Source organism: Paenibacillus polysaccharolyticus (assembly GCF_023714295.1).
Taxonomy (GTDB): Bacteria; Bacillota; Bacilli; order Paenibacillales; family Paenibacillaceae; genus Paenibacillus; species Paenibacillus polysaccharolyticus_A.
The window spans coordinates 1,849,030-1,869,281 of record NZ_JAMAUN010000001.1 but is presented as its reverse complement, the minus strand read 5'-3'; the positions used below and the strand labels follow the sequence as shown (position 1 = coordinate 1,869,281).

General features: G+C 45.3%; 16 protein-coding genes. 2 read left to right on the top strand and 14 right to left on the bottom strand.

Annotation, left to right across the window (positions count from 1 at the left end):
- Positions 1 to 76: 76 nt before the first annotated feature.
- The 7 genes from M3629_RS08545 to M3629_RS08515 all read right to left on the bottom strand — a co-directional run bounded on the left by M3629_RS08545 (position 77) and on the right by M3629_RS08515 (position 12,024).
- Positions 77 to 355, bottom strand: coding sequence for a hypothetical protein (locus tag M3629_RS08545; protein WP_251504170.1), 279 nt, complete (start codon positions 353 to 355; stop codon positions 77 to 79).
- Positions 342 to 2,249 (bottom strand): hypothetical protein, encoded by a 1,908-nt coding sequence (locus M3629_RS08540; RefSeq protein WP_251504167.1) that lies wholly within the window; start codon positions 2,247 to 2,249, stop codon positions 342 to 344. The genes M3629_RS08545 and M3629_RS08540 overlap by 14 nt, the downstream gene beginning before the upstream one ends.
- A 1-nt stretch (position 2,250) precedes the next feature.
- Positions 2,251 to 5,811, bottom strand: a complete 3,561-nt coding sequence (locus tag M3629_RS08535) for a DUF4132 domain-containing protein (protein ID WP_251504164.1) — start codon at positions 5,809 to 5,811, stop codon at positions 2,251 to 2,253.
- A gap of 25 nt (positions 5,812 to 5,836) precedes the next feature.
- Complete coding sequence (locus M3629_RS08530; protein ID WP_251504665.1) at positions 5,837 to 6,997, bottom strand: VWA domain-containing protein; 1,161 nt, start codon at positions 6,995 to 6,997, stop codon at positions 5,837 to 5,839.
- Positions 6,998 to 7,023: 26 nt separating this feature from the next.
- Entirely contained in the window at positions 7,024 to 9,465 is a 2,442-nt protein-coding gene (locus M3629_RS08525; protein WP_251504161.1) for a DUF5682 family protein, read from the bottom strand.
- On the bottom strand, positions 9,453 to 10,553 hold the full coding sequence (locus M3629_RS08520) for an ATP-binding protein (RefSeq protein ID WP_208606751.1): 1,101 nt from the start codon (positions 10,551 to 10,553) through the stop codon (positions 9,453 to 9,455). Before M3629_RS08520 ends, M3629_RS08525 begins: the two co-directional genes overlap by 13 nt.
- Before the next feature lie 493 nt (positions 10,554 to 11,046).
- The gene (locus M3629_RS08515; RefSeq protein ID WP_251504158.1) at positions 11,047 to 12,024 is read right to left on the bottom strand and encodes an aldo/keto reductase; all 978 of its coding nucleotides are present in this window, start codon (positions 12,022 to 12,024) and stop codon (positions 11,047 to 11,049) included.
- 190 nt (positions 12,025 to 12,214) lie between these two features.
- Between M3629_RS08515 and M3629_RS08510 the strand changes: the two genes are divergently transcribed.
- Both M3629_RS08510 and M3629_RS08505 read left to right on the top strand, forming a co-directional pair.
- Positions 12,215 to 13,432: a cytochrome P450 family protein gene (locus M3629_RS08510; protein ID WP_251504155.1), complete on the top strand. Its 1,218-nt coding sequence runs from the start codon at positions 12,215 to 12,217 to the stop codon at positions 13,430 to 13,432.
- Positions 13,429 to 13,800 (top strand): ribosomal protein L7/L12, encoded by a 372-nt coding sequence (locus M3629_RS08505; protein ID WP_251504152.1) that lies wholly within the window; start codon positions 13,429 to 13,431, stop codon positions 13,798 to 13,800. The genes M3629_RS08510 and M3629_RS08505 overlap by 4 nt, the downstream gene beginning before the upstream one ends.
- A gap of 184 nt (positions 13,801 to 13,984) precedes the next feature.
- Here M3629_RS08505 and M3629_RS08500 read toward each other — a convergent pair whose 3' ends face one another.
- From M3629_RS08500 to M3629_RS08470, 7 genes are all read right to left on the bottom strand, one after another.
- A complete protein-coding gene (locus M3629_RS08500) occupies positions 13,985 to 14,740 on the bottom strand; it encodes an SDR family NAD(P)-dependent oxidoreductase (RefSeq protein WP_251504149.1) in 756 nt (251 codons plus the stop codon).
- 169 nt (positions 14,741 to 14,909) lie between these two features.
- Positions 14,910 to 16,637 (bottom strand): ubiquinone-dependent pyruvate dehydrogenase, encoded by a 1,728-nt coding sequence (gene poxB, locus M3629_RS08495; RefSeq protein ID WP_251504146.1) that lies wholly within the window; start codon positions 16,635 to 16,637, stop codon positions 14,910 to 14,912.
- A gap of 232 nt (positions 16,638 to 16,869) precedes the next feature.
- On the bottom strand, positions 16,870 to 17,631 hold the full coding sequence (locus tag M3629_RS08490) for an SDR family NAD(P)-dependent oxidoreductase (RefSeq protein WP_251504143.1): 762 nt from the start codon (positions 17,629 to 17,631) through the stop codon (positions 16,870 to 16,872).
- A 149-nt stretch (positions 17,632 to 17,780) separates the two neighbouring features.
- Positions 17,781 to 18,089, bottom strand: a complete 309-nt coding sequence (locus M3629_RS08485; protein ID WP_251504140.1) for a Dabb family protein — start codon at positions 18,087 to 18,089, stop codon at positions 17,781 to 17,783.
- 194 nt (positions 18,090 to 18,283) lie between these two features.
- Positions 18,284 to 18,535, bottom strand: a complete 252-nt coding sequence (locus M3629_RS08480) for a type B 50S ribosomal protein L31 (RefSeq protein ID WP_090916418.1) — start codon at positions 18,533 to 18,535, stop codon at positions 18,284 to 18,286.
- A 144-nt stretch (positions 18,536 to 18,679) separates the two neighbouring features.
- Positions 18,680 to 18,946 carry an HPr family phosphocarrier protein gene (locus tag M3629_RS08475; RefSeq protein WP_251504137.1) on the bottom strand — a complete coding sequence of 89 codons (267 nt, stop codon included), beginning with the start codon at positions 18,944 to 18,946 and terminating at the stop codon, positions 18,680 to 18,682.
- A gap of 219 nt (positions 18,947 to 19,165) precedes the next feature.
- Positions 19,166 to 20,239 carry an NAD(P)-dependent alcohol dehydrogenase gene (locus M3629_RS08470; protein ID WP_251504134.1) on the bottom strand — a complete coding sequence of 358 codons (1,074 nt, stop codon included), beginning with the start codon at positions 20,237 to 20,239 and terminating at the stop codon, positions 19,166 to 19,168.
- Positions 20,240 to 20,252: the final 13 nt, after the last annotated feature.

Below are 20,252 nucleotides of genomic sequence, written 5' to 3'. Positions count from 1 at the left end.
CATACCTTAGTACAGACTTAACACTGTTCATCGTTCTCTAAATCAGCCATAACGTTAAACAAGTTAACTAGAGAGATCAAGTTTGTGATTGTACACTAAGCTGAACATATTGACTCAGACGACAAAATTGATCCAAGAGCCGTTCATCTTGTGCTTCGCCTAGTGCCACTTTGCGCCCTGCCTCTAGAACACCACTGATCAATTCATGCAGGAAGTGCATCTGCAATCGCTGCGCGTTGGCATCCAGTTGCTCAAGCAGTTGCGTATCTCGAATCGAAAATTGAGATAACCCCCGAAGAAGTAGTTCTTCAGACCAATCGGATAACTGCTGTATCAATCCACTATCTTCTTCCAAAACGTCCCATCCTTCCACTACTGGAATCCAGCTTCAAGCTTAGCAACGTCTGGCCCTTTAGAAAACTGATTGGACTAATACGTTTCGTTTCTATTCGAACAAATGCATAAAAATGTTCAAGTTTTTGAGAACCAAATCCTGATTCGAGTCTGTTAATCATAGATTGCCAATCCGATGAGTATGGAAGTATGAGAGGCAAGCGAGCCCCCTCAGTATTCTCGACCATAAGGATCAGATCCTGCGTTTGTTTGTTAAAGCTATGCTCTGTAATACGGGAAACCTCAATTAATGCCAACCGTTCTTTTGGTTCAGCGAATAAATCAATAGAATCGGGCTCCCGTTGAAGTGCAGCAGATATGTCTATCAGGTACTCTCCAAAATCAACCTCTGTCACTCCGGTTCGTGGTAAAATAGTCAGTTTCGCTCCATCACCTGAAGAAATTCGTCGTTCTTCATTCACTTTAACCGACTGAAACTGAACTTCTTCTCCCGTAAATTGACTAAATGTCAAACTTGGCAACCAAGGGGTAAACGCTGCATAACGCTCGGCAAACGAGAATTGTTGATCCTCATAGTACACCGCACGTACATCACTGTACGTATAGATCTGCCCATCATCAAAGCAATAGAAATAATACGTAATGCCGCGAAATCCTGACCGTGTCTCCCAAGAGTCTGCTCCTAGCCCATAGAGATGCAGTGAAGGTACGGTAAAGTACTTACTTCGGAAACTGCCAACCAGCTGACTTTGTTGCCTAACAGGAATTTCGCCTTGTTCAAGCACTTCTAGCGCGAGATACAGCTTACTTATACGATCCAGCATCGTCTGCATGGAGAAACGTACATGACGCTTGAAAAAAAGCTGGAGTTCTCCCTGAATGCCGCGTAAACTACGTTCAATCTCTGGAAGGTTACCACTATGTGCAGCAATGGCCAGCGTCTCCAGCTGCGCATTATATGACTGAGGTAGTCTGGCAAGCCCTGTCCTAAGCATGCCTGCCAACATGCCCCGGCACTCCTGAATGGTTTGAAGCGAGAACTTGGGCTCATATGCGCGGACACTCAAAGCATCCGTATCATCCACCCCATGATACATACGGTATCTCAGCAAAGCTTCAAGCTTGGCCAATTTTCCCGCGGTCTGCTTTAACTTACATAAAGCTTTGGTCAGCTGAGGTTCTTCTGTGAAGGAAACCTCTATATTCTGACTTTTTAAAAGTACAGTGAGCAGTGTGTCTTCCATGATTTGAATGTCTTCGGGATAACGTAAACGAAAAACGACCTCTTCAACCATCGTCGAAGTATATGATTTCAGGATAGGAGTAAGATCGGCTTCGAGCATCCAGCGAAAACGGACATGTCCCTCCGGCGCATGAGAATGCAAACCGTAATCCAGCCTTTCTGACTCGTTAACCTGATGAAACTTATCCTGCGTCTGAAGCTCGTATTCTTTAATAGTGTCAGGAACTGCAAAATCAGCAGAAGATGGTTTTAGATCCAAGGCTGACGGAGAAGATGTAGGAATGTCTGCTGAAGGCTTGGCAACTTGCGCAACTTCCACAATATCCTCGCCCATAGCACTGTTTTCAGTTGTCTGTTGACGCTGGTCATACAGAATCGCAATCAATACATGCTTGCAGATATTCTCCGAGGGACAGGAGCACTGCCATTCATCCAGCGTAGCATAGAGGGTACACCCGATACCATCACTTAGCTGACAGCTCACTGAAGCTGTATTCCAGGTGTACTGTACTTGTACACCTTGATCTAGCTCTTTAAGCGCCCTTTTATATAGCCCCTTGTTTGCATAACGAATGAGATAATCCTCTGTGCACAATTTTGTAAAGTGTCTGAATTTCTGCTTGAATTCACTGAAATCGTCCATAACCACCAAATCAACGCCCCGTTGCTCTCAAAATATCATAGAGAGTCTCACTGAATACTCGGCCTGAAATTTGGCCCAAAGGAATGGATTTGTTATCTGCATAATAATAGTGCTGTCTCTTGCCATTCGGTTTGAAGAAATGTAACGATTCCAGCGTCACGTCGTCCATCCCTTCATAATACGTAATACTTGTACCGCTGAACCGAAGTTCAGCAACAATCTCTCCGTACTCTTTGTAAAACTCGTTGAACCAGCCGCCATCTTGCGCAGGACCTTTAATCCATCCGTATTTCTCCAATGCTTTCGGGAGAGCTGTTGGTGAAAATTCCTCTTCTGGAAGACCATCATATTCAGTCTTGGCCCGATCTTCATCCTCAATTAAATGGATTTGACGTTTCAATTGTTCGAACGGCTGCTTGACCTCATAATCCTCAAGCTGAGTAGTCCAGCCTTCTAGCGTATCCTGGTCTAGTTCAAGCGGATGTACAAGACCCACCTGAGCTCCTGATGGCAGATCCGTTTCGTCCTCGTCCACCGTATTAAATGTACCGTCCTCCATATAACGGAATGTACGGATTAACTCACCCTGCTCATAAATGCCCCAGATTAATCCAACGGCAAATTTCTGCATGATGACATTGTCTACGAATAGGGAAGTCCATTCCTCAGCTGTCCATAAACGCTGTTTGGATAAAGACTCTTCCAAGCGTGCAGTCTGGATCGTAACCATCGTTTTCAGATCCTTCTTCAACTGGGTAAAACGTGCCTTGGATTCTGCCGCGAGCTCAGGATCATCCTTTTGTGCCGGAGCAGGCAAACTTTTAACGGCTTTACCTGTTTCTTCGTTTACGACCACAACCTGTAGATCGGCATTAACTTTGACCTGGAAGGACCGTTCACCGTAACTAAGTTGTAACGTGCCTTTTTCATCAAAACCAAGGGAAGTGACTAGACGATCTTCAAGTTGCTCTGCAGTCAATCCCATATTTTCTGCTGCAAGCTGCAAAGCCTCTTCGGCTGCGCCTTTTACCTGACGGTTCTTGACACTGCGTTTAACCTTGTCAATTGCCATCAGTGCGGCAGGTTCTTTTAGAAATGCGAGTACTTTCACTGCCTCGGCTGCTATAGCCCCGCGGCTATTCTCTGTCCATTCCTTAATCTGTGGGGTCAATATATGAACAATCTGAAGATCACCGAACAGTGCGGAAACATACATGATCCACTTTTCTTTCGCAGGTGCACCATCCTGAATCCATAGCTGTAACAGTTCCTTTGAAAAACGAATAAGTGAAGCTTCGCTTACATATTCTCGCAATTCATTTAACCGCTCATTCGGGCCAGACCCATGATCAATCGATTGCAGTAATACATATTGTTTGATCCGATCATCTAATGGCAAACCATCTGTGGATCGAATCAAGGCAGGCAGTTCCTTTAGAGGTAACCAGCTGATCCGAGACATCTTTTTCGCATCGGCCAGGTCAGCTAACGCTGCATGTGAATATTCAGGGCTTAGGTCAGCCGTATCAAGCAGAATTTGAATCAGGTTTTTCCATTCGGTGGCTTTCTCATTTTGCAAGAGTTCAGTGTATAATTCCTTACTATTATCCAGACTACGGATCGCTGTTAGCGCCATTTCTTTAATCGAAGCCTTTTTCTCCGCACCGTAAATCATCATATACAGTTCTTGATCCGGAACCCGATTGAACTCAGCCAAAGCAATACTGCTCGCCCGTTTAGAAGCATCCTGTAAACCTACCTGAATAGCTGCTACCAATTGTTGCTTAGGCAGGGTATCTCGCTGCTCAAATGCAACCTCAAGCGTTAAAAGACGTGTATCCGTTGGCAGTTTTTTATACTGCTTCAACGCGTACTCCAGGTTTTGCTGTAAAATACGGCGATACTCATCCTGCGGCATCGATTGATACGTATAATCTGTCATACCATTCAGCGAAATCAGACTAGTCAGCAGTTGTTCTCGTTTCACCTGAGGGTCGTCACCATACGTATTTAAAATCTGTTCACCACTAAAAGCATAAGAATGATACATGTCCGAGACAATGTCCAGCGTCCATTCCGGATGAGTTAGCAAAATCGCAAAGCGGTGCATTGGCTCCGAATCCATTGGCAGGAAGCTGATACTAATGAGATTGTTAATCCGCTTCCGGTCCCGGTTGACATGATTAAACAATCCACGGCTGTCCTTGTCTTCCCAATACTCTTCAAGCGTGTACTCACCACTTAAATATCTCGCAATGGCAAGACCTTGTCTCCCACCTTCGAGCGGTTGACGCAACACTTGGAATACAGCATCTTCAATTGTGCTTTCCGATTGAATTCCATTGATAGCTTGATCCAACATCATTTTATGAAGACACAACTTCAGGAATGGTGCTCTGACAATCCCATATGCTCGTTTGGCTTGCTCAGGTTGATTGGCAATTGCCGCTTTGATTATAATCCAAGACACGCGGTACGAATTCAATTCGAGTTGCATCATTTCAATCAATTGATAGGGTTCGTTCAGAGGGATCAGCCCGGACAGCAGATCATCTTCACTTCTTGAACGAGGGTTCATGCTAAGTAAATACTTACGAACCTCCATCGGATACAGTTCATGCAGGTGATGAATGACTTCGAGTAGTACCTTGCCAACGTCACTAACGTTATCCAGAAAGCGTTGCTTTCCTCCATTGATATTCGTCAAATACAAGACTGCACTGCTCAATAAAACCATCGTCTGATGGAATTCCGCATGTGAAACATGATGTTTCGCGGAGTAAGTGATTTCAGGATAATGCTTGGCAATCAATTCGCTACGTTTCTGTTTCAGGAATTCCTCTTCCAGCAACTGTGACGAACCGTTTTGTTTGCCTTGAACGTTGCCTGCAACCAAAGGTTCAATCAAGCGGTACAGCTCTTGATGAAGATTTGTCGCATCCTTCGCCATAACATGCTGGAACAACTCGGGCAGGACGGAACTCATATCCTCGATCTCTTGTTTATTCGCAAATTCCACATCCGGTTGCACACACAAATGAACAAGCATCATGGCATCAATCACATCTCTGAAATTACCCTGACTATCTGCTTTTTTGGAATCGAATAGCCATTGTGCTCGCTTCACGCGCCTCTTAAGCTCAGAGAGAATTTCTTCTTCACCCGCATATTTCTTCATTTTCTTCAAACGAGATAACAAGGTCCCCATCCGATCCGAACTCTTGCTTTTCCCATTTAATCCGTAAGCCTCCGAATCATCACCCAGACAAGCTGTGAATGCGTTAACCCCCCAAGGACTTCTACGGAAATAATTCGATTCCAAATGCATGGCAATCGCTCCGGCACGAAAAAAGATATCTCCATCATCTTTTTTGCCAAGCTTGGACAGAGCTTCTACCGTTCGATAGACATAATGACTCGTTTTACCCATCATCTCCGGGAACTTTTCGGTTGCACCCATGACGTAATCGATAATTTCGGAGCTACGATCTGTTTTGAGCGAGTAGTCATCTGAACAAATGGAAGCGAACTTTTCAACCAAACTCTCTACTCCACGGTCTGCGGTCAGCATGATTTTATTCCTCCTAAAAGTATGTTTAAGTGATCATTTCGCCGATCCATTCGGCAAGTTCGTTAGGTGTAATCGCTGCTACATGTGCCCCCATATTGGCTAAAGTCTGTGCAGCATGTTTGTTGTACACCGAATCTCCGTTGAAATCGAGAGCGGTAAGCACAAGCAACTTGCATCCCGCATCGATAATATCCTTACAGGCTTGATACATTTGATTAATCGGGTAACCTTCCTCCAGATCACTTACCAAAATGTAGATCGTTTTTCCAGGATTATCAATCAGCGTCTCCCCATAACGTAGCGCTTTGGCGATATGGGTTCCTCCACCGAGTTGCACATTCATCAATACATCTACGGGGTCCTCAAGTCGGTCGCTCAGGTCCACAACTTTGGTATCAAAGATGAACAGCTTTGTGCGTAGCGCATTCAATCGATAAAAAATACTCGCCATGACCGAACTGTAAATCACCGAATCCATCATACTACCGCTTTCATCTACACCGATAATGATGTTCCACTTATTGTGTTGCTCTAAATTCCCGTCAAAATAAAGTCGATCGATCACAAACCTTCGTTTGTGTTTATCATAATTTTTAAGATTACGAGTAATCGTTCGTTTAAAGTTCAGGTTGCGCAGGGATCGCACCGAACTGGATGCGTACCGACTGCGTTTCCCCATAATACTGGCCCGAGTATGAGACTCCAGCTTCCTGCGCAGATCCTCAACCACTGTGCGTACAATATCTTTTGCACTCCGCAGTACATCACCTTTCATTCGCCCTTTGAACTGCATGATGTTTTTGAGCAGGTTCATATTAGGCTCAAGGGACTCCAGCAGTTTTTTATCGGTTAAGAGCTCCGTCAGTCCATAACGATCAAGTGCCTGCTTCTCCAAAATTTCAACCGTTGATTTGGGAAAAAGATCTCTGACCTTGTGTAACCAATTAGGTACGGTAAGCTCGGATGAACCACGTCCACCCTCTTTTCGGTAACCTTGTTCTTCACCGTATTCACGGTTATAGAGGTACCCCAGAATCTCGTCCAATTCAACATACTGAAATTCACCCGTTTTATATTGATCCGATTCACAAAGACCTTCCTCTGCAGATTCTCCCAAAATCAGGCGCCAACGGTTCAAAGTTTCAACAGCACTTCGTTCTTCCGAGGAAGACAACTCTGGCAACATTTCGTCCTGGCCGCGACGGGCATCATTCAGATTAACTTCCATGCAGCAAACTCCTTTCGAAGCGCTTCGTCCTGCGTTCTGTAACGAATAAGCAGTTGCTCGTCCAGCACAGGCATCAACATTTCATCCGACCTCACTTGGTGCAGATTGGCCACACGTTCGGCAATCAGATTTGTTTCCATTGGCGTAAAATAAGTGAAAGCCAGACGTAGTTCTGGAATCATAGCAATAAAATCATCATAGGATAACTGCTCAATTAACCCATTTAGCTCTTGTAACAGCTGGTCCTCATATAGAAATGCATCTCGAGCCACGGTAAACACACCTTGTAAAAATAAAGCCGTTTGACGCGTCTGTTCCGGCGTTCCGCGGATATACCCGCGGGCACGCTCCACGATCTCTTCTCTAGATCGATCACCAAGTCCCGAAGCAATAGCGATACAGACCCCTTCGAGCTGAGCTGGAAGCTTCGAATCCGACAAGAGCTCGTGCAAATGGTTTCGAAATGCCGTATCCTGGAATTGCTCTTCGGCAGACTCGGCCAGCATTGCAAGTAGCTTTATTCCCTGAATAATACCTTCATGTTCGTCCGCATTTGTTCGCGAAAGCTGTTGCAGCTTGTCCACCGCGTTACGGTAAGCTTCAGATACTAACTCAGGAAGATGAGGGTCATCCGATAGTCCTAACAGCCGGCGATGCTGATGAATCCGATTCAGAATCGTTAAGCTGTTGCATAGTGACAGAAAATGTCCATCTGTCCGCAGAGCTGCTCGAACCTGGGTATACAGTTGCATCGCTGTCTCCTGAAGTCCCATTAATAGGGCCTGGAGCATTTTTTGAGCAAGCTCACCGCTGTGATGGTCAGGAATATCCCGCATCTGCTCTTCCATCTTTCGAATTGCTGCTGTGGCAAGTGTTCCGCCATATAAAGAATTTTCAATAAGCCGCGCTTCAATTCGTGAGGAATACATGTATTCCCACGTTTCACGAACCAGATTCATATCACGCTGCGCGATCCAATCCGGTCCCTCCTGTCGCTTCGCGAACTCGGGAACAAGATAAGAGATGCATTGAAACAACTGGCTAATCAAACGATGTTCCGGCTTGGCATACAGATCAAGTACCTTTTTGTGTTGACCCGTTGTTCGAATCTGAAGTTTGAATTCCGTGCAACGCGCTTTAAAATCCTCAACGATTGGAATATGAAAAGCATTAGGTGCAACGCTCCCGATGGCGTCTCCGGTCAACAGAAGTTGCAGTTCCTGAAGCGGCTTGTCGGTGGCAAGTGTAAGCTCTCCTTTGACAAATGAAGAAAGGGCCGCGTCCATCAGCTCGTACACTCCGCCTTCCTGCTTGCCTCGAAGCTCCGCTAGACCTTGAATCATACTATATGCCTCAATGGCATCACTCGTGGAAACATGTTCTTCCCGTTCTCGCAGCTTGCGCATCAATCTGGATAACACGTTCAGTGTAGTTACACGGTAAGGAGAACGTGAAGTATGGAGCAGTTCATCCCAGATTTGATCGTAAAAATACACATAAGGCATACCGCTGGCATAGCCATTCAATCGATCAGCTTCGGCAAATGTATACACCATCGGATACACCTGTTCTTGAACATTTCCTGAATCAGATGTATCGTGCCGAGTCGAATTGCCCTTGGTTTCCTTTTCCTCAACAGTAGAATTCACTAACCCAAAAGTATGAAAACCTCCCGTAATTACAAGCACACGCTGATACTGCTCTTCAGCTTCCTTGATTCGTTTTGCCATATGGGCTTCTCTCACCAGGTCACCACTAGTCATCAGCCGCTCCGGGGTGTAGCACATTCGGGATAATGTACAATACGTGAAAACATCCTGCACAAAGGCAGAGGTGGGTTTCTGTAGCCCACCGATCTCAAACACCTTTTCCCATAGTTCATCAAAACTGCGGCAGTTTGTTTTCTCACATAAACGGTTAATAAATTCTGAACTGGCAAGCAGTGTTTCGTCCTGAACGGAGATTTCTTTCTGTTTTGTTTGCGAAGGACTCTCCGTGTTTCTGGATACATGCCGATAATCCAAATCTATAAATTGTGCCGGAATGCCAAGCCGGTGGGCTTGCTTCAACGCAACATATTCGGGTGAATACCGGAGCATCGGATAATAACAGGCTTCTCTTCCATATTCATCTTCATAGGTATAATAGAGACTGACCGGAGGCAAGGTCGCTTCATCCGTTAGTACAGGTATCAGGGGATTACCGCTTTCTGGCCCTTCAATCAAAATGATATCGGGTTTGTAATCTCCGATGACATGCAACAGATGATGGGAACAAGCTGGACTATGATGCCGTATTGGAAAATAAACCGTTCGATTATTTAAGTTATATACACTCGTATTGAATAAGGATTGAAGCTGATTGAAATCCGTAACATCCGATAAACCAACAACGTCGGCGGGCTCTACTTGGTCTAACCGATCCATTTTCTTTCCTCATAATAATTTTTCCAAATCTCCTCTTCGGCAGAGCGAGCTTTGACAATTTTGGAAAAATAGTTTTTGAGAATGCCTAGGTCCTTGTCGCTTTCCTTTGCAATGGTTCCCAGCATGTTTTGTACCAACCGATCCAGCGCAATAGATTTCCCCTCATAATAGTACGATGTCATTGCGCTCTGCACATATACCGACACGGCTTCTGCAGTACTCATGGACGCTTGAGGTGTATCGAGCTTGTACCCTTCACGTGACATGCCTGTTCGCAGCTCCATAAATGTAGTTGCCAGCAACTCCACCACGTCGGTTTGAATTTCGGTATCAATTCCACTATGTAATAACAGGTTTCTCGCCTGAGATTCAATGATTTTGGCTTCCATCTTCACATTCTGGATCGGTCTGATCGTTTCAAAATTAAAACGTCGCTTGAGTGCGCCGCTCATCTCATTTACACCTTTATCCCGAATGTTCGCCGTAGCAATGACGTTGAATCCCGGTTTGGCAAAAAGCACACCCCCGTCAAGTTCTGGAATGCTCATGACTTTATCGCTCAAAATACTAATTAAACTGTCCTGTGCTTCAGCCGGACAACGTGTAATTTCCTCAAAGCGCGTTAAAATTCCTTTTTTCATGCCGTTATATAACGGGGAAGGCACGAGAGCTGCTTCAGAAGGCCCTTTGTCCAAAAGCATCGCATAATTCCAGGAATACTTGATCATATCCTCCGTTGTTCCAGCCGTACCTTGTATGGTATTCAGACTGGTCCCCGAGATCGCTGCCGTAAGCAACTCACTGAGCATTGTTTTTGCTGTACCGGGCTCACCGACAAGCATCAACCCGCGATTTCCTGCAAGGGTAACAACTGCACGTTCAATCAACACATCATTCCCGTAAAATTTACGTGTAATGGTGATCTTCTCTCCATCCAGCATCGCTGGCTTATCTCGACCAATAATAAAATCCCGCACATTAGCTGGAGATAATAACCAGTTGGGCGGACGATGACCCTGATCCTCCTGTTGTAACGCCCTTAACTCAGCCTCGTATAATGTCTCCGCAGGCGGTTTAAGCATCTCTATCATCAAGATGTCTCCTCTCAAATAAACAGATCGTATGTTCCTATTCACATCATTTTATCACAGCCGTAAGTTATTAAGTCTGAAAACGGGCAAAAATGGTTGAAACGTCCTTCTTACCTGCACTTTTGACTAAGTCCAAGGACTTACATCACCGCACAAATGTGAATCCTCTCTCCCGGTCTACCTCTAGAATAGAGCAATTTCTCATTCTATCCTTTGGAATATCGCTTAGGCATATAGTTCTACCTATCAACACTAACGGCCGGACTTCAGAGATAGGGCACTACAATCTTATAAACAATCCAACATCTCTTCTAATCACTGCATAAAAAGAAAAGAATACAAAACACAGAACTGTACTTCCTGTGTTTCATCCACCCGCATAATTGGCGGCATATTTTCGCTCACTTCACGCACTCAACTGGCTGCAGCCATAAACAAAAAGCCGCTAGATTAGCGACTATATGAAAACATATATCCTGTTCTGTAGACACTACATTCTCCGTCCGCACGAAGACGAGTACAGCTCGTACCATTCATACCGTGTGAGTTCAACCTGAGCCGCATCACGACAAGCGAGAATCCGCTCTGGACGAATCGAACCAATCACCGGCTGAATTCCGGCTGGATGTTTCATTAACCAAGCTAGTACAATGGCTTCACTCGTGACACCACGCTCTTTAGCAATACGAGCCACCAGTTCTGCCGTTGCTTCAATCTCGGGTCGTTGTCCTTCAATCGCCCTGCCTGTAAATCTTCCCTGTGCGAGAGGACCCCAAGCTTGCAACTGAATGCGCTCTGCCTGGCAGTACTCCATCGTACCGTATGGGAAAACATTTTCTTTCGCCTGCGCACGGTTCACGGTTACGCCAGCCTCTACAAAACCGATTTTATCAAGGCTCATCTCCAGTTGATTCACGATGAATGGCATACGACTGTGCATCTGAAGCAAACGGATCTGTTCAGAGCCCATATTAGACACGCCAACGTTTCTTACTTTTCCAGCCTGATGAAGTTTAGCCAGCGCTTCTCCGATCTCCTGCGGGTGGGCAAGTGGGTCGGGACGATGCAGCAGCAAAATATCCAGATACTCCGTGCCGAGCCGGGATAAAATCCCATCAACACTCTTTATAATATGTGCCCCTGATGTATCATAACGCTGTGGCCCCTCATCATCCCCTACCAGCCGAATTCCGCATTTAGATTGAATAATGATCTGTTCCCGAAGTCCGTTCCTTTCAGATAAGATCCGCCCAAATACATGCTCCGCTTTCCCACGTGTATAGATGTCCGCCAGGTCAAAATGATTAATGCCAATCTCCAGTGCAGCTTCTACCGCTTGGTGGCCTTCAACCACCAAATCTTCAGTAATGGGTGCTCCATCCCAATCTCCTCCAAAGCGCATACACCCCAGAACAATAGGACTCGCTGGAATCTGATGATCATGTAAAGGTAACTGTCTATATGACATTTCCGTACTCCCCTCGTTTTTTTATACTTGCAAACGGACTCTTGACTCACTCTCTTGTCTTCTTGAGTCCAACACGATATTCCTGCATTACTTGCATTTTTTTCATCACGAAACAAGGTTTCGAACCTTTGCGTATGGAATAAATAGAAGGTGACTTATCATACAGCCACAGGAGAGGAGATTAAACATCTTGAATCCGAATGAATTCAACGAGACGAAGGAGAACAATGAGACCTCTAGCCCTGATTTTTTCACCGCATCATTTACTCAGAATCCTTATCCGGTATACGAGAAATTAAGAAACGAAGATCCCGTCTTCAAAGTGATGTTTCCCAGTGGTGAATTTGGCTGGATGATTACGCGCTATGAGGACGCTGTTCAGATTTTGAAAGATTCCCGTTTCAGCAAAGACATCGTTAAGCGCTATGGGGCGGACGGACAGAGTATTTTCTCTAGTAACATGTTGTTCTCCGATCCACCTGATCATCGTCGTTTGCGAGGTTTGGTACAGAAGGCTTTCACGCCAAAACTTGTCGCAGATATGAGAAGCCATATTCAGAGCATTGCGGATGTTCTGCTCGACGAGCTACCTTCCCAAGAAACAATGAATCTTATAGATGACTTTGCTTTTCCGCTACCTATTATTGTCATCAGTGAAATTCTAGGCGTGCCGGCAGAGGATCGGGATAAATTCCGCATGTGGTCCAACACTGTTATTGAGGCTTCCACCGGCCAGAATGCAGAACTGTTCCAACAACATGAACGAGAGTTCACCGAATATTTGACCGCTTGGTTCGCCAAAGTACGTAAAGAGCCTGGTCAAGATCTGATCAGCCAGCTTGTTATTGCTGAAGAATCCGGGGAACAGTTGACCGAAAAAGAATTGCTCGGTGTGGTCTCGCTGCTTATCATTGCTGGACATGAAACCACAGTAAATCTTATTGGAAACGGTATTTTGGCTTTACTTGAGCATCCGGAACAACGAGATTTGTTAATTCGGGAGCCTGAACTTATCCATCAAGCCATCGAAGAGATGCTAAGATATAACGGGCCGGTTGAGTTCAGCACCTCACGCTGGGCTTCAGAGGATATAGAGTTGCGTGGACAGCAGATTGCCAAAGGTGAACTTGTAATTGTGGCGTTGGATTCAGCCAATCGTGATGAAGAGCAATTCAAAGACCCGGATGTGTTCGATATCACACGTGAGAAAAGTGCGCACCTCGCTTTTGGCAAAGGTATTCATCTCTGTCTGGGTGCACCGCTGGCCAGACTAGAGGGTGAAATTGCCGTAAGCACCCTGATCAATCGCTTTCCTAACATGAAGTTACAAGTAGGTGTCGATACACTGGAATGGAGACCGGGCATGATCGTTCGCGGCGTGAAGGAAATTCCGGTGCTTCTGAAATGAGTAGTTTCTTGTTTGTGGTGTTCCTGTTGATTATTCCAATTTTGTGGTCCAAACTCAGCAATCTGCAGCGTCAGGTGCATGAACTCAAATCAGAGGTAGAGAGACTTCAAAGCGGTTCGTCGGTGGAAGGGAACCGTTCTGCTACAAACGCTTTTTCTGTCCAAAATGCTTCATCCTTCTCTTCATCTACGGGCCCAAATGCCTTTCCTCAGAACGGATCGGATACGGAGTTGGATCATGGATTGCTTGCTATGGTACGGGCTGGAAACAAAATTCAAGCCATTAAAAAACTTCGTGAAGCCCGCAGCCTTTCTTTGAAAGAAGCGAAAGAATATGTTGAGGCATTAGATCGAAAGGGACACATTTGACCTAAGCGATCTTATATATGAGGGTAAGATTATACTAAATATCGTGAACTAAAAGCGCTGAATTGTATCGTCTTCAAAATGAAAGAGGAACTGAGCGGATTAACGCATACAGTTCCTCTTTTCGTACTCTTTTTTATAAACTTACGAATTCATAAAGATGAGAAACAACAGTGCTCCTGAGTTCTTACTGAGCAGTTACCGCACCATCGATTGGATATACAGCTCCGTTGATGTACGGTGCTTCGTTTCCGAGTAAGAAAGAAACCAGATTAGCGATTTCTTCCGGCTTACCAAGACGTCCGGATGGAATGCTATCTACTGTAGCTTGGAAAACCTCCGGATTGTCTTTACCAAATTGAACAACCATCGGTGTCTCAATCGTCCCTGGAGCAATTGCGTTCACACGAATGTTTTCCTTACCATATTCAATTGCTGCTGTACGCGTCAAACCAACAACACCGTGTTTAGTCGCCGCATACGGAGCAACTGCCGGAACCCCCACAATCCCAGCGGTGGAAGCTGTATTCACAATGGAACCTCCACCTGTTTTGAGCATTTCGGTAATAACGTATTTTAATCCGTAAAATACACTTCTTAAATTAATATCAATGATCTGGTCAAATTGCTCAATGGTATGTTCGATTAATTTGATCCCTGGGCCGGCAATGCCCGCATTGTTAAAGAACATATCAATTCGGCCGAACTCCTCGATCGTCTTTTTCACATAATTCTCTACCTCAGCGGCTTTACTCACATCGGCTTGAACAAAAATCGCTTTGCTTCCCAGCTGTTCAACCTGCTTCACCGTTTCAAGACCTGTTTTTTCAACCAAATCCACGACAACGATAGAAGCACCCTGCTCGGCTAGTTTTAGAGCTGCGGCTTGTCCTAATCCACTTCCTGCTCCCGTAATGATGGCTACTTTTCCTGCGTGACTCATGATGATCTCCTCCAATTATGTGTCATTTGTGATTGTACCTATTCATTCCTCGGCTCGATATGGATGAGCTATGTAGGTCAGCAAGGAAATGACTCCTTCCTGACTTTACCTATTTTATCAACAACCGATTTAAAAACAAACTAAATTATATCAACCCATATGATTTTGCTTACCGAAGCAAGTTCGTTTTCGCAAGCTCAATTAATTCATCGCCACGGCCATTCAGAACGGCTTTCATCATCCATAACGTGAATCCTTCCGCTTGTTTTATATTAATTTTCGGTGGAAGGGACAGCTCCTGACGATTTACAACAGCGTCGATTAATACCGGTCCATTGTGTTGCAACGCGCGCTCTATGGCTCCCTCAAGCTCGGCAGGATCTTCCACGCGTATACCTTCAATCCCCATTGCTTGTGCCACCATCGCAAAGTTTGGATTCACAAGCTCTGTCCCCGATTCGAGGAAACCAGCAGCTTTCATCTCGAGCTCTACAAAGCTGAGTGCGCCATTATTGAACACAACTACTTTGACCGGGAGGTTATGCTGCTTCAGCGTGAGTAGATCCCCCATAAGCATTGCTAATCCGCCGTCTCCGGACAAAGAGATGACCTGCCTTTCCGGATCAGCAACCTGAGCCCCAATGGCCTGAGGCAGTGCATTAGCCATCGTTCCGTGATTGAATGAACCCAGCAATCTGCGGTTACGGCTCATCTGAATATAACGTGCAGCCCATACCGTTGGTGTCCCCACATCACAAGTGAAGATTGCATTTTCCGCGGCGGCATCACTGATTACTTTGGTCAAATATTGCGGATGGATAGGCTTTTTGCCTGGTTTGCCCACCGCCAGCTCGTCCAAATCCTCCCTTACTTTCGTATAGTGCTTCACGCTTTTGCGCAGATGTTTGTCACTATGTTCAGCCGTGAGGTAGGGAAGCAACGCTTCAATCGTTGCCTTGATGTCGCCACACACGCCATAATCCAGTTTGGTTCGCCGCCCCAAATGCGAGGTTTGAATATCCACTTGTATCACCGTAGCATCTTCCGGGAAAAACTGACGATACGGAAAATCCGTTCCAAGCATAAGGAGCACGTCACAGTTCATCATGGCATGGTATCCCGAAGAATATCCGATTAAGCCTGTCAGCCCTACTGAATAAGGATTGTCGTATTCTAAGTACTCTTTCCCTCGAAGTGCAATAACCATAGGGGATTTCAATCGATCACAAAGCTCTAGCAGTGGTTCACGAGCCCCCGCACATCCTGCCCCGCATAGAAGTGTAATTTTTTTGTCCTGATTCAAGTACTCCGCCAGTTTGGCGAGTTCGGGTTCAGAAGGATGTACAACCGGATGGGGTGCATGGTATACATGCTCAGGAACAGGCAGATCAGCCGCTTCAAGTCCAGCAACATCGCCCGGAAGCACAATGACAGACACACCGGAACGTGCTACTGCTGTCTGCATCGCCATTGTGAGCGAACGAGGCATCTGCTTGGCTGTCGTGATTACTTCACAATAATGACTGCATTCCTGGAACAAATACTCTGGATGAGTCGCTTGAAAATATTCACTGCCAATCTCGTCACTTGGAATGTGAGCAGCAATGGCCAGAACTGGTACACGGTTTCGATGGCAATCATAAAGTCCGTTAATAAGATGCATATTCCCCGGGCCGCTGCTACCCGCACATACGGCAATGCTCCCACTTACTTGGGCATCTGCACCCGCTGCAAAAGCCGCTACTTCTTCATGTCTTACATGAATCCATTCAATTTTGCCCGACTTGCGGATGGAGTCGAGGACCGCATTCAACGAGTCTCCAACAATGCCGTATATCCGGTGAATTCCCGCATTTAATAAGGCTTCGACAAGGACGTCTGCTATCGTTTTTTTCATAATGCGTAGTCACTCCTTTATAACGTTATCTTGATTAGGTTTCCATCCCTTGAATATACCTATTCTTATACCCCAATATTTTGAAAAACGAATCAAAAGCATATGTCTCTCCAAGTATATAAACACAATTTGCGTTAGCATCTGGAGAAAACTCAAAAAATCCGTTTACGCTTGAAGGCAAACGGATTTTTTGAGTTTTTCACACGATATCTACTCCTGAGAGCATAATTAATCAAATAGCTGGCATAACATTTCCACCACTTACAGGGATATACGCTCCAGTGATAAAAGAGGACAAATCAGATGCCAGGAAAGCAACGACGTTTGCAATCTCCTGGTCTTCTCCCCTGCGTCTCAATGGTACAGATCGAGTATACGCCTCATCATGTCCTGGTTCGTTTGTTCGATCGCGTTCACTAATTGTCCACCCCGGAGCTACTTGGTTAACCGTAATCTGATATTCGCCAACTTCCTTCGCTAACACACGATATACACCGTCCATTCCGCGTTTTCCTGCGGTATAGGCCGATTGATGGGCAAAATTTTGCATCGCACATTCAGTGTTAATCCCAATGAAGCGACCGGACCTCATTTCCTGCATTTGCGGAATGAAAGCTTTGGCAAGATATACACTCTGCATGACACATGATTCGAACTGGCTCAAGTAATCCTCGGGTGCTTGCTCCAGAACGGAAGTCCATTCGTATTGAATGACTGCATTTGCAACGACAATATCTACATTGCCCAGCGATGTTTGGATCTCATCGCGTATCCGAAATGCTGTAGCCTGTTTAGTTATGTCACCTTGTACGATAACGGTCTGACGACCAAGTGCTTCAATCTCTTCCTGCAGTTCTTTGGCCTTCATTTGGTTATTTATGTAATGCAGTGCCAGATTCGCGCCGCAAGCTGCGAGTGTACGAGCAATCACTCTTCCCAATTGCCCCGTTGCACCCGTAACTAATGCCGTTTTCCCCGTTAAATCCAATTTCACGACTTTGAATGACCTCCTTTTACAATTCTAATTCTAAAACGATTTCGAAATGGTATTTCGATTAGTCCTAACCCTACGTTGTCGGATACCGGACTTCCTTTTACATTTTTCTTGATCCGTAGCCCGTTTCCAACGTTACTTTTGAATCTCTATTCACCATTGTGTTTCATAAAATCAATTTCCTGAAAACGGCTGACTTCCTTCTCCCAGCGCTCAGCAACATACTGACGGTGTACGGGATGATCATTATAAGCGTCATAAGCAGCCTGATCTGCAAACTCCATGGAAAAACCGTAATCAAACTCATTTTTTGCACTCACTTGGCGTAGGACCTGGAAATGTTCAACACCTGGAATTTCCGCAAGCGCTTCCTTACTTTCGTTCAAAAAAACTTCGGACTCCGCTGTATCTTTACCTGCATAAAGTGTAAATGTCACCATATGTGTAATTCTGCTCATCTCTGTTTCCTCCTCCACTATGTTCAGACTCTGTACTCTAGTTTACAACTGAATGCGCTGAAAGCGCAATATTTGGTTGAATAGAACCAATGAGCTTTCATATAAGAAACTAAGAACATACCTAAAAAAACAAATCTAAAAAACAAAAACCCCCAGAATAAAATCCTAGGGGTTTCGCCTCATCTATAAGAGAACTAGTTTTTGAGGTTGTATTTGCGGTTGAACTTATCAACACGTCCACCGATATCCACGTTTCTTTGTTTACCAGTGAAGAACGGGTGGGATGCAGAGCTAGTATCTACACGGATAACAGGGTAAGTGTTACCGTCTTCCCATTCCATTGTTTCATTCGAGAACTTCGTGGAAGAAGCCAGGAATTTGAAGTCAGCACTTGCATCGTAGAAAATAACGAGCTGTGTTTTAGGATGGATGTCAACTTTTGGCATAATCTATTTACACTCCTTTAATATGGGTACTTCCTAGAATCAAACTAAATTTTATTATACTCTTTTTTTGCACGAAGTACCAGTAAGAATTGACGAAAAGACAAAAAAATTATAATCCATGCGAGTGGTTATCTAAATCCATCATTACGCCGGGCCTTTTTCCAGTATATGCAATATGTACTCGAGCGCCTCGAGTTCATCCCTTCCTCTCGTCTGTAATCGAACCATACTGCCGTTTCGAAGCGGAAGTAATGCCATGCCTAGCAGGCTCTTTACATCTACACGATGTTCATGATCAGCCTCCGTATAAGACAATGATATGTCCGAAGCAAAACGTGACGCTTGAGAGGATACCGACAGTAACTCATCCCGATGAAAATCCGCGTGAATCATAAATTCATGTGTTCTCACAACTTTCAATTCCTTTCGCCAAAATATGAGTACCTGTAATTATATGAGTACCTGTAATCGTGTGTTTTCATTTATATATTAAAATCAACATGAATTATACCATGTGCTGGCAGGTTGTCCATGCCTTTCATGCGGAAAAAACAAAAAATTACGACTACTCCCGTTACAATTAAAAAAGGTCCTGTACACATATGTGTACAGAACCCACATTCTTTCTTATTACATACCGTTCGGGTAAACCATCACTTTAAGACTACCGCTTTTGTTATGCAGCGCCCTCTCCATTGCCTGTTGTGTCTCTTCAAGGGGGTATCGATCGGTGATCAAAGACATCACATCATGCTGTCCCGAACTTAAAAAGGCTACCCCCGCAGGATACGTATTGGCATAACGGAATATGCCATAGATATCGACTTCATTGTCGGCAATAAACGGTACATTAATTGCAATCTCATCCTGGGCAGGCAATCCAACAATGGCCAGCTTACCACCTCTGCGAAGAGAATATAGCGCCGACTGCAGTGCTTTGGGATTACCTGCCGTCTCCCAGGCTGTATCCACTCCGATGCCCTCGGTAATTTCCCGAATCACAGCAAGCGCATCCTCATGACGCACATTGATGGTGTGCGTTGCTCCCATCCGGCGTGCGGCCTCAAGCCGGACTTCCTCTAGATCCGTGACAATGATGGTCTCTACTCCGAAGGATTTCGCTGCCGCAACAGCCATCAGTCCGACGGGGCCCATGCCCATAATAGCCAGTGTCGTTCCTGGAGCCAGTTTACTCCTGCGAGCCGCATGAATACCAACGGAAAACGGTTCATTCATGGCTGCTTCCTCAAAGGTCAGGTGATCCGGGATTGGAAATACCATATCCTCTCGTATGACCATGTACTGCACAAATGCTCCATCGACCGGAGGGGTTGCCAGGAATTGAACTTCAGGACACAGATTGTAACGTCCTTCCTTACAAGCTGTACAGCGTCCGCAAGTCACTCCAGGTTCAATGGCAACTCGCTCCCCCACCTTCACTCGGGCAACGTCTGCACCAACCGCAACGATAATCCCCGCACATTCATGGCCAAGAATAACCGGTTTCTCCACAACAAATCTGCCAATGCGACCATGCTCAAAATAGTGTACATCAGATCCACAAACGCCTACGGCCATAACCTTAATGAGCACTTCATTGGATGAAGGTCTGGGAACAGGTTGATCTTCAATAATAATATGTCCAGGCTTTGTCATGACTGCAGCCTTCATCGTTACGGGCAGTTCGTGTTCACTCATACGCATTCTCCTCCTTATG

Bases quoted from the DNA above. Each gene is read 5' to 3' on its own strand.
- M3629_RS08535 (WP_251504164.1), bottom strand. From the start codon at position 5,811: ATGCTGACCGCAGACCGTGGAGTAGAGAGTTTGGTTGAAAAGTTCGCT.
- M3629_RS08530 (WP_251504665.1), bottom strand. From the start codon at position 6,997: ATGTTGCCAGAGTTGTCTTCCTCGGAAGAACGAAGTGCTGTTGAAACT.
- M3629_RS08525 (WP_251504161.1), bottom strand. From the start codon at position 9,465: ATGGATCGGTTAGACCAAGTAGAGCCCGCCGACGTTGTTGGTTTATCG.
- M3629_RS08515 (WP_251504158.1), bottom strand. From the start codon at position 12,024: ATGTCATATAGACAGTTACCTTTACATGATCATCAGATTCCAGCGAGT.
- M3629_RS08505 (WP_251504152.1), top strand. From the start codon at position 13,429: ATGAGTAGTTTCTTGTTTGTGGTGTTCCTGTTGATTATTCCAATTTTG.
- M3629_RS08500 (WP_251504149.1), bottom strand. From the start codon at position 14,740: ATGAGTCACGCAGGAAAAGTAGCCATCATTACGGGAGCAGGAAGTGGA.
- poxB (WP_251504146.1), bottom strand. From the start codon at position 16,637: ATGAAAAAAACGATAGCAGACGTCCTTGTCGAAGCCTTATTAAATGCG.
- M3629_RS08485 (WP_251504140.1), bottom strand. From the start codon at position 18,089: ATGAGCAGAATTACACATATGGTGACATTTACACTTTATGCAGGTAAA.
- M3629_RS08480 (WP_090916418.1), bottom strand. From the start codon at position 18,535: ATGCCAAAAGTTGACATCCATCCTAAAACACAGCTCGTTATTTTCTAC.
- M3629_RS08470 (WP_251504134.1), bottom strand. From the start codon at position 20,239: ATGCGTATGAGTGAACACGAACTGCCCGTAACGATGAAGGCTGCAGTC.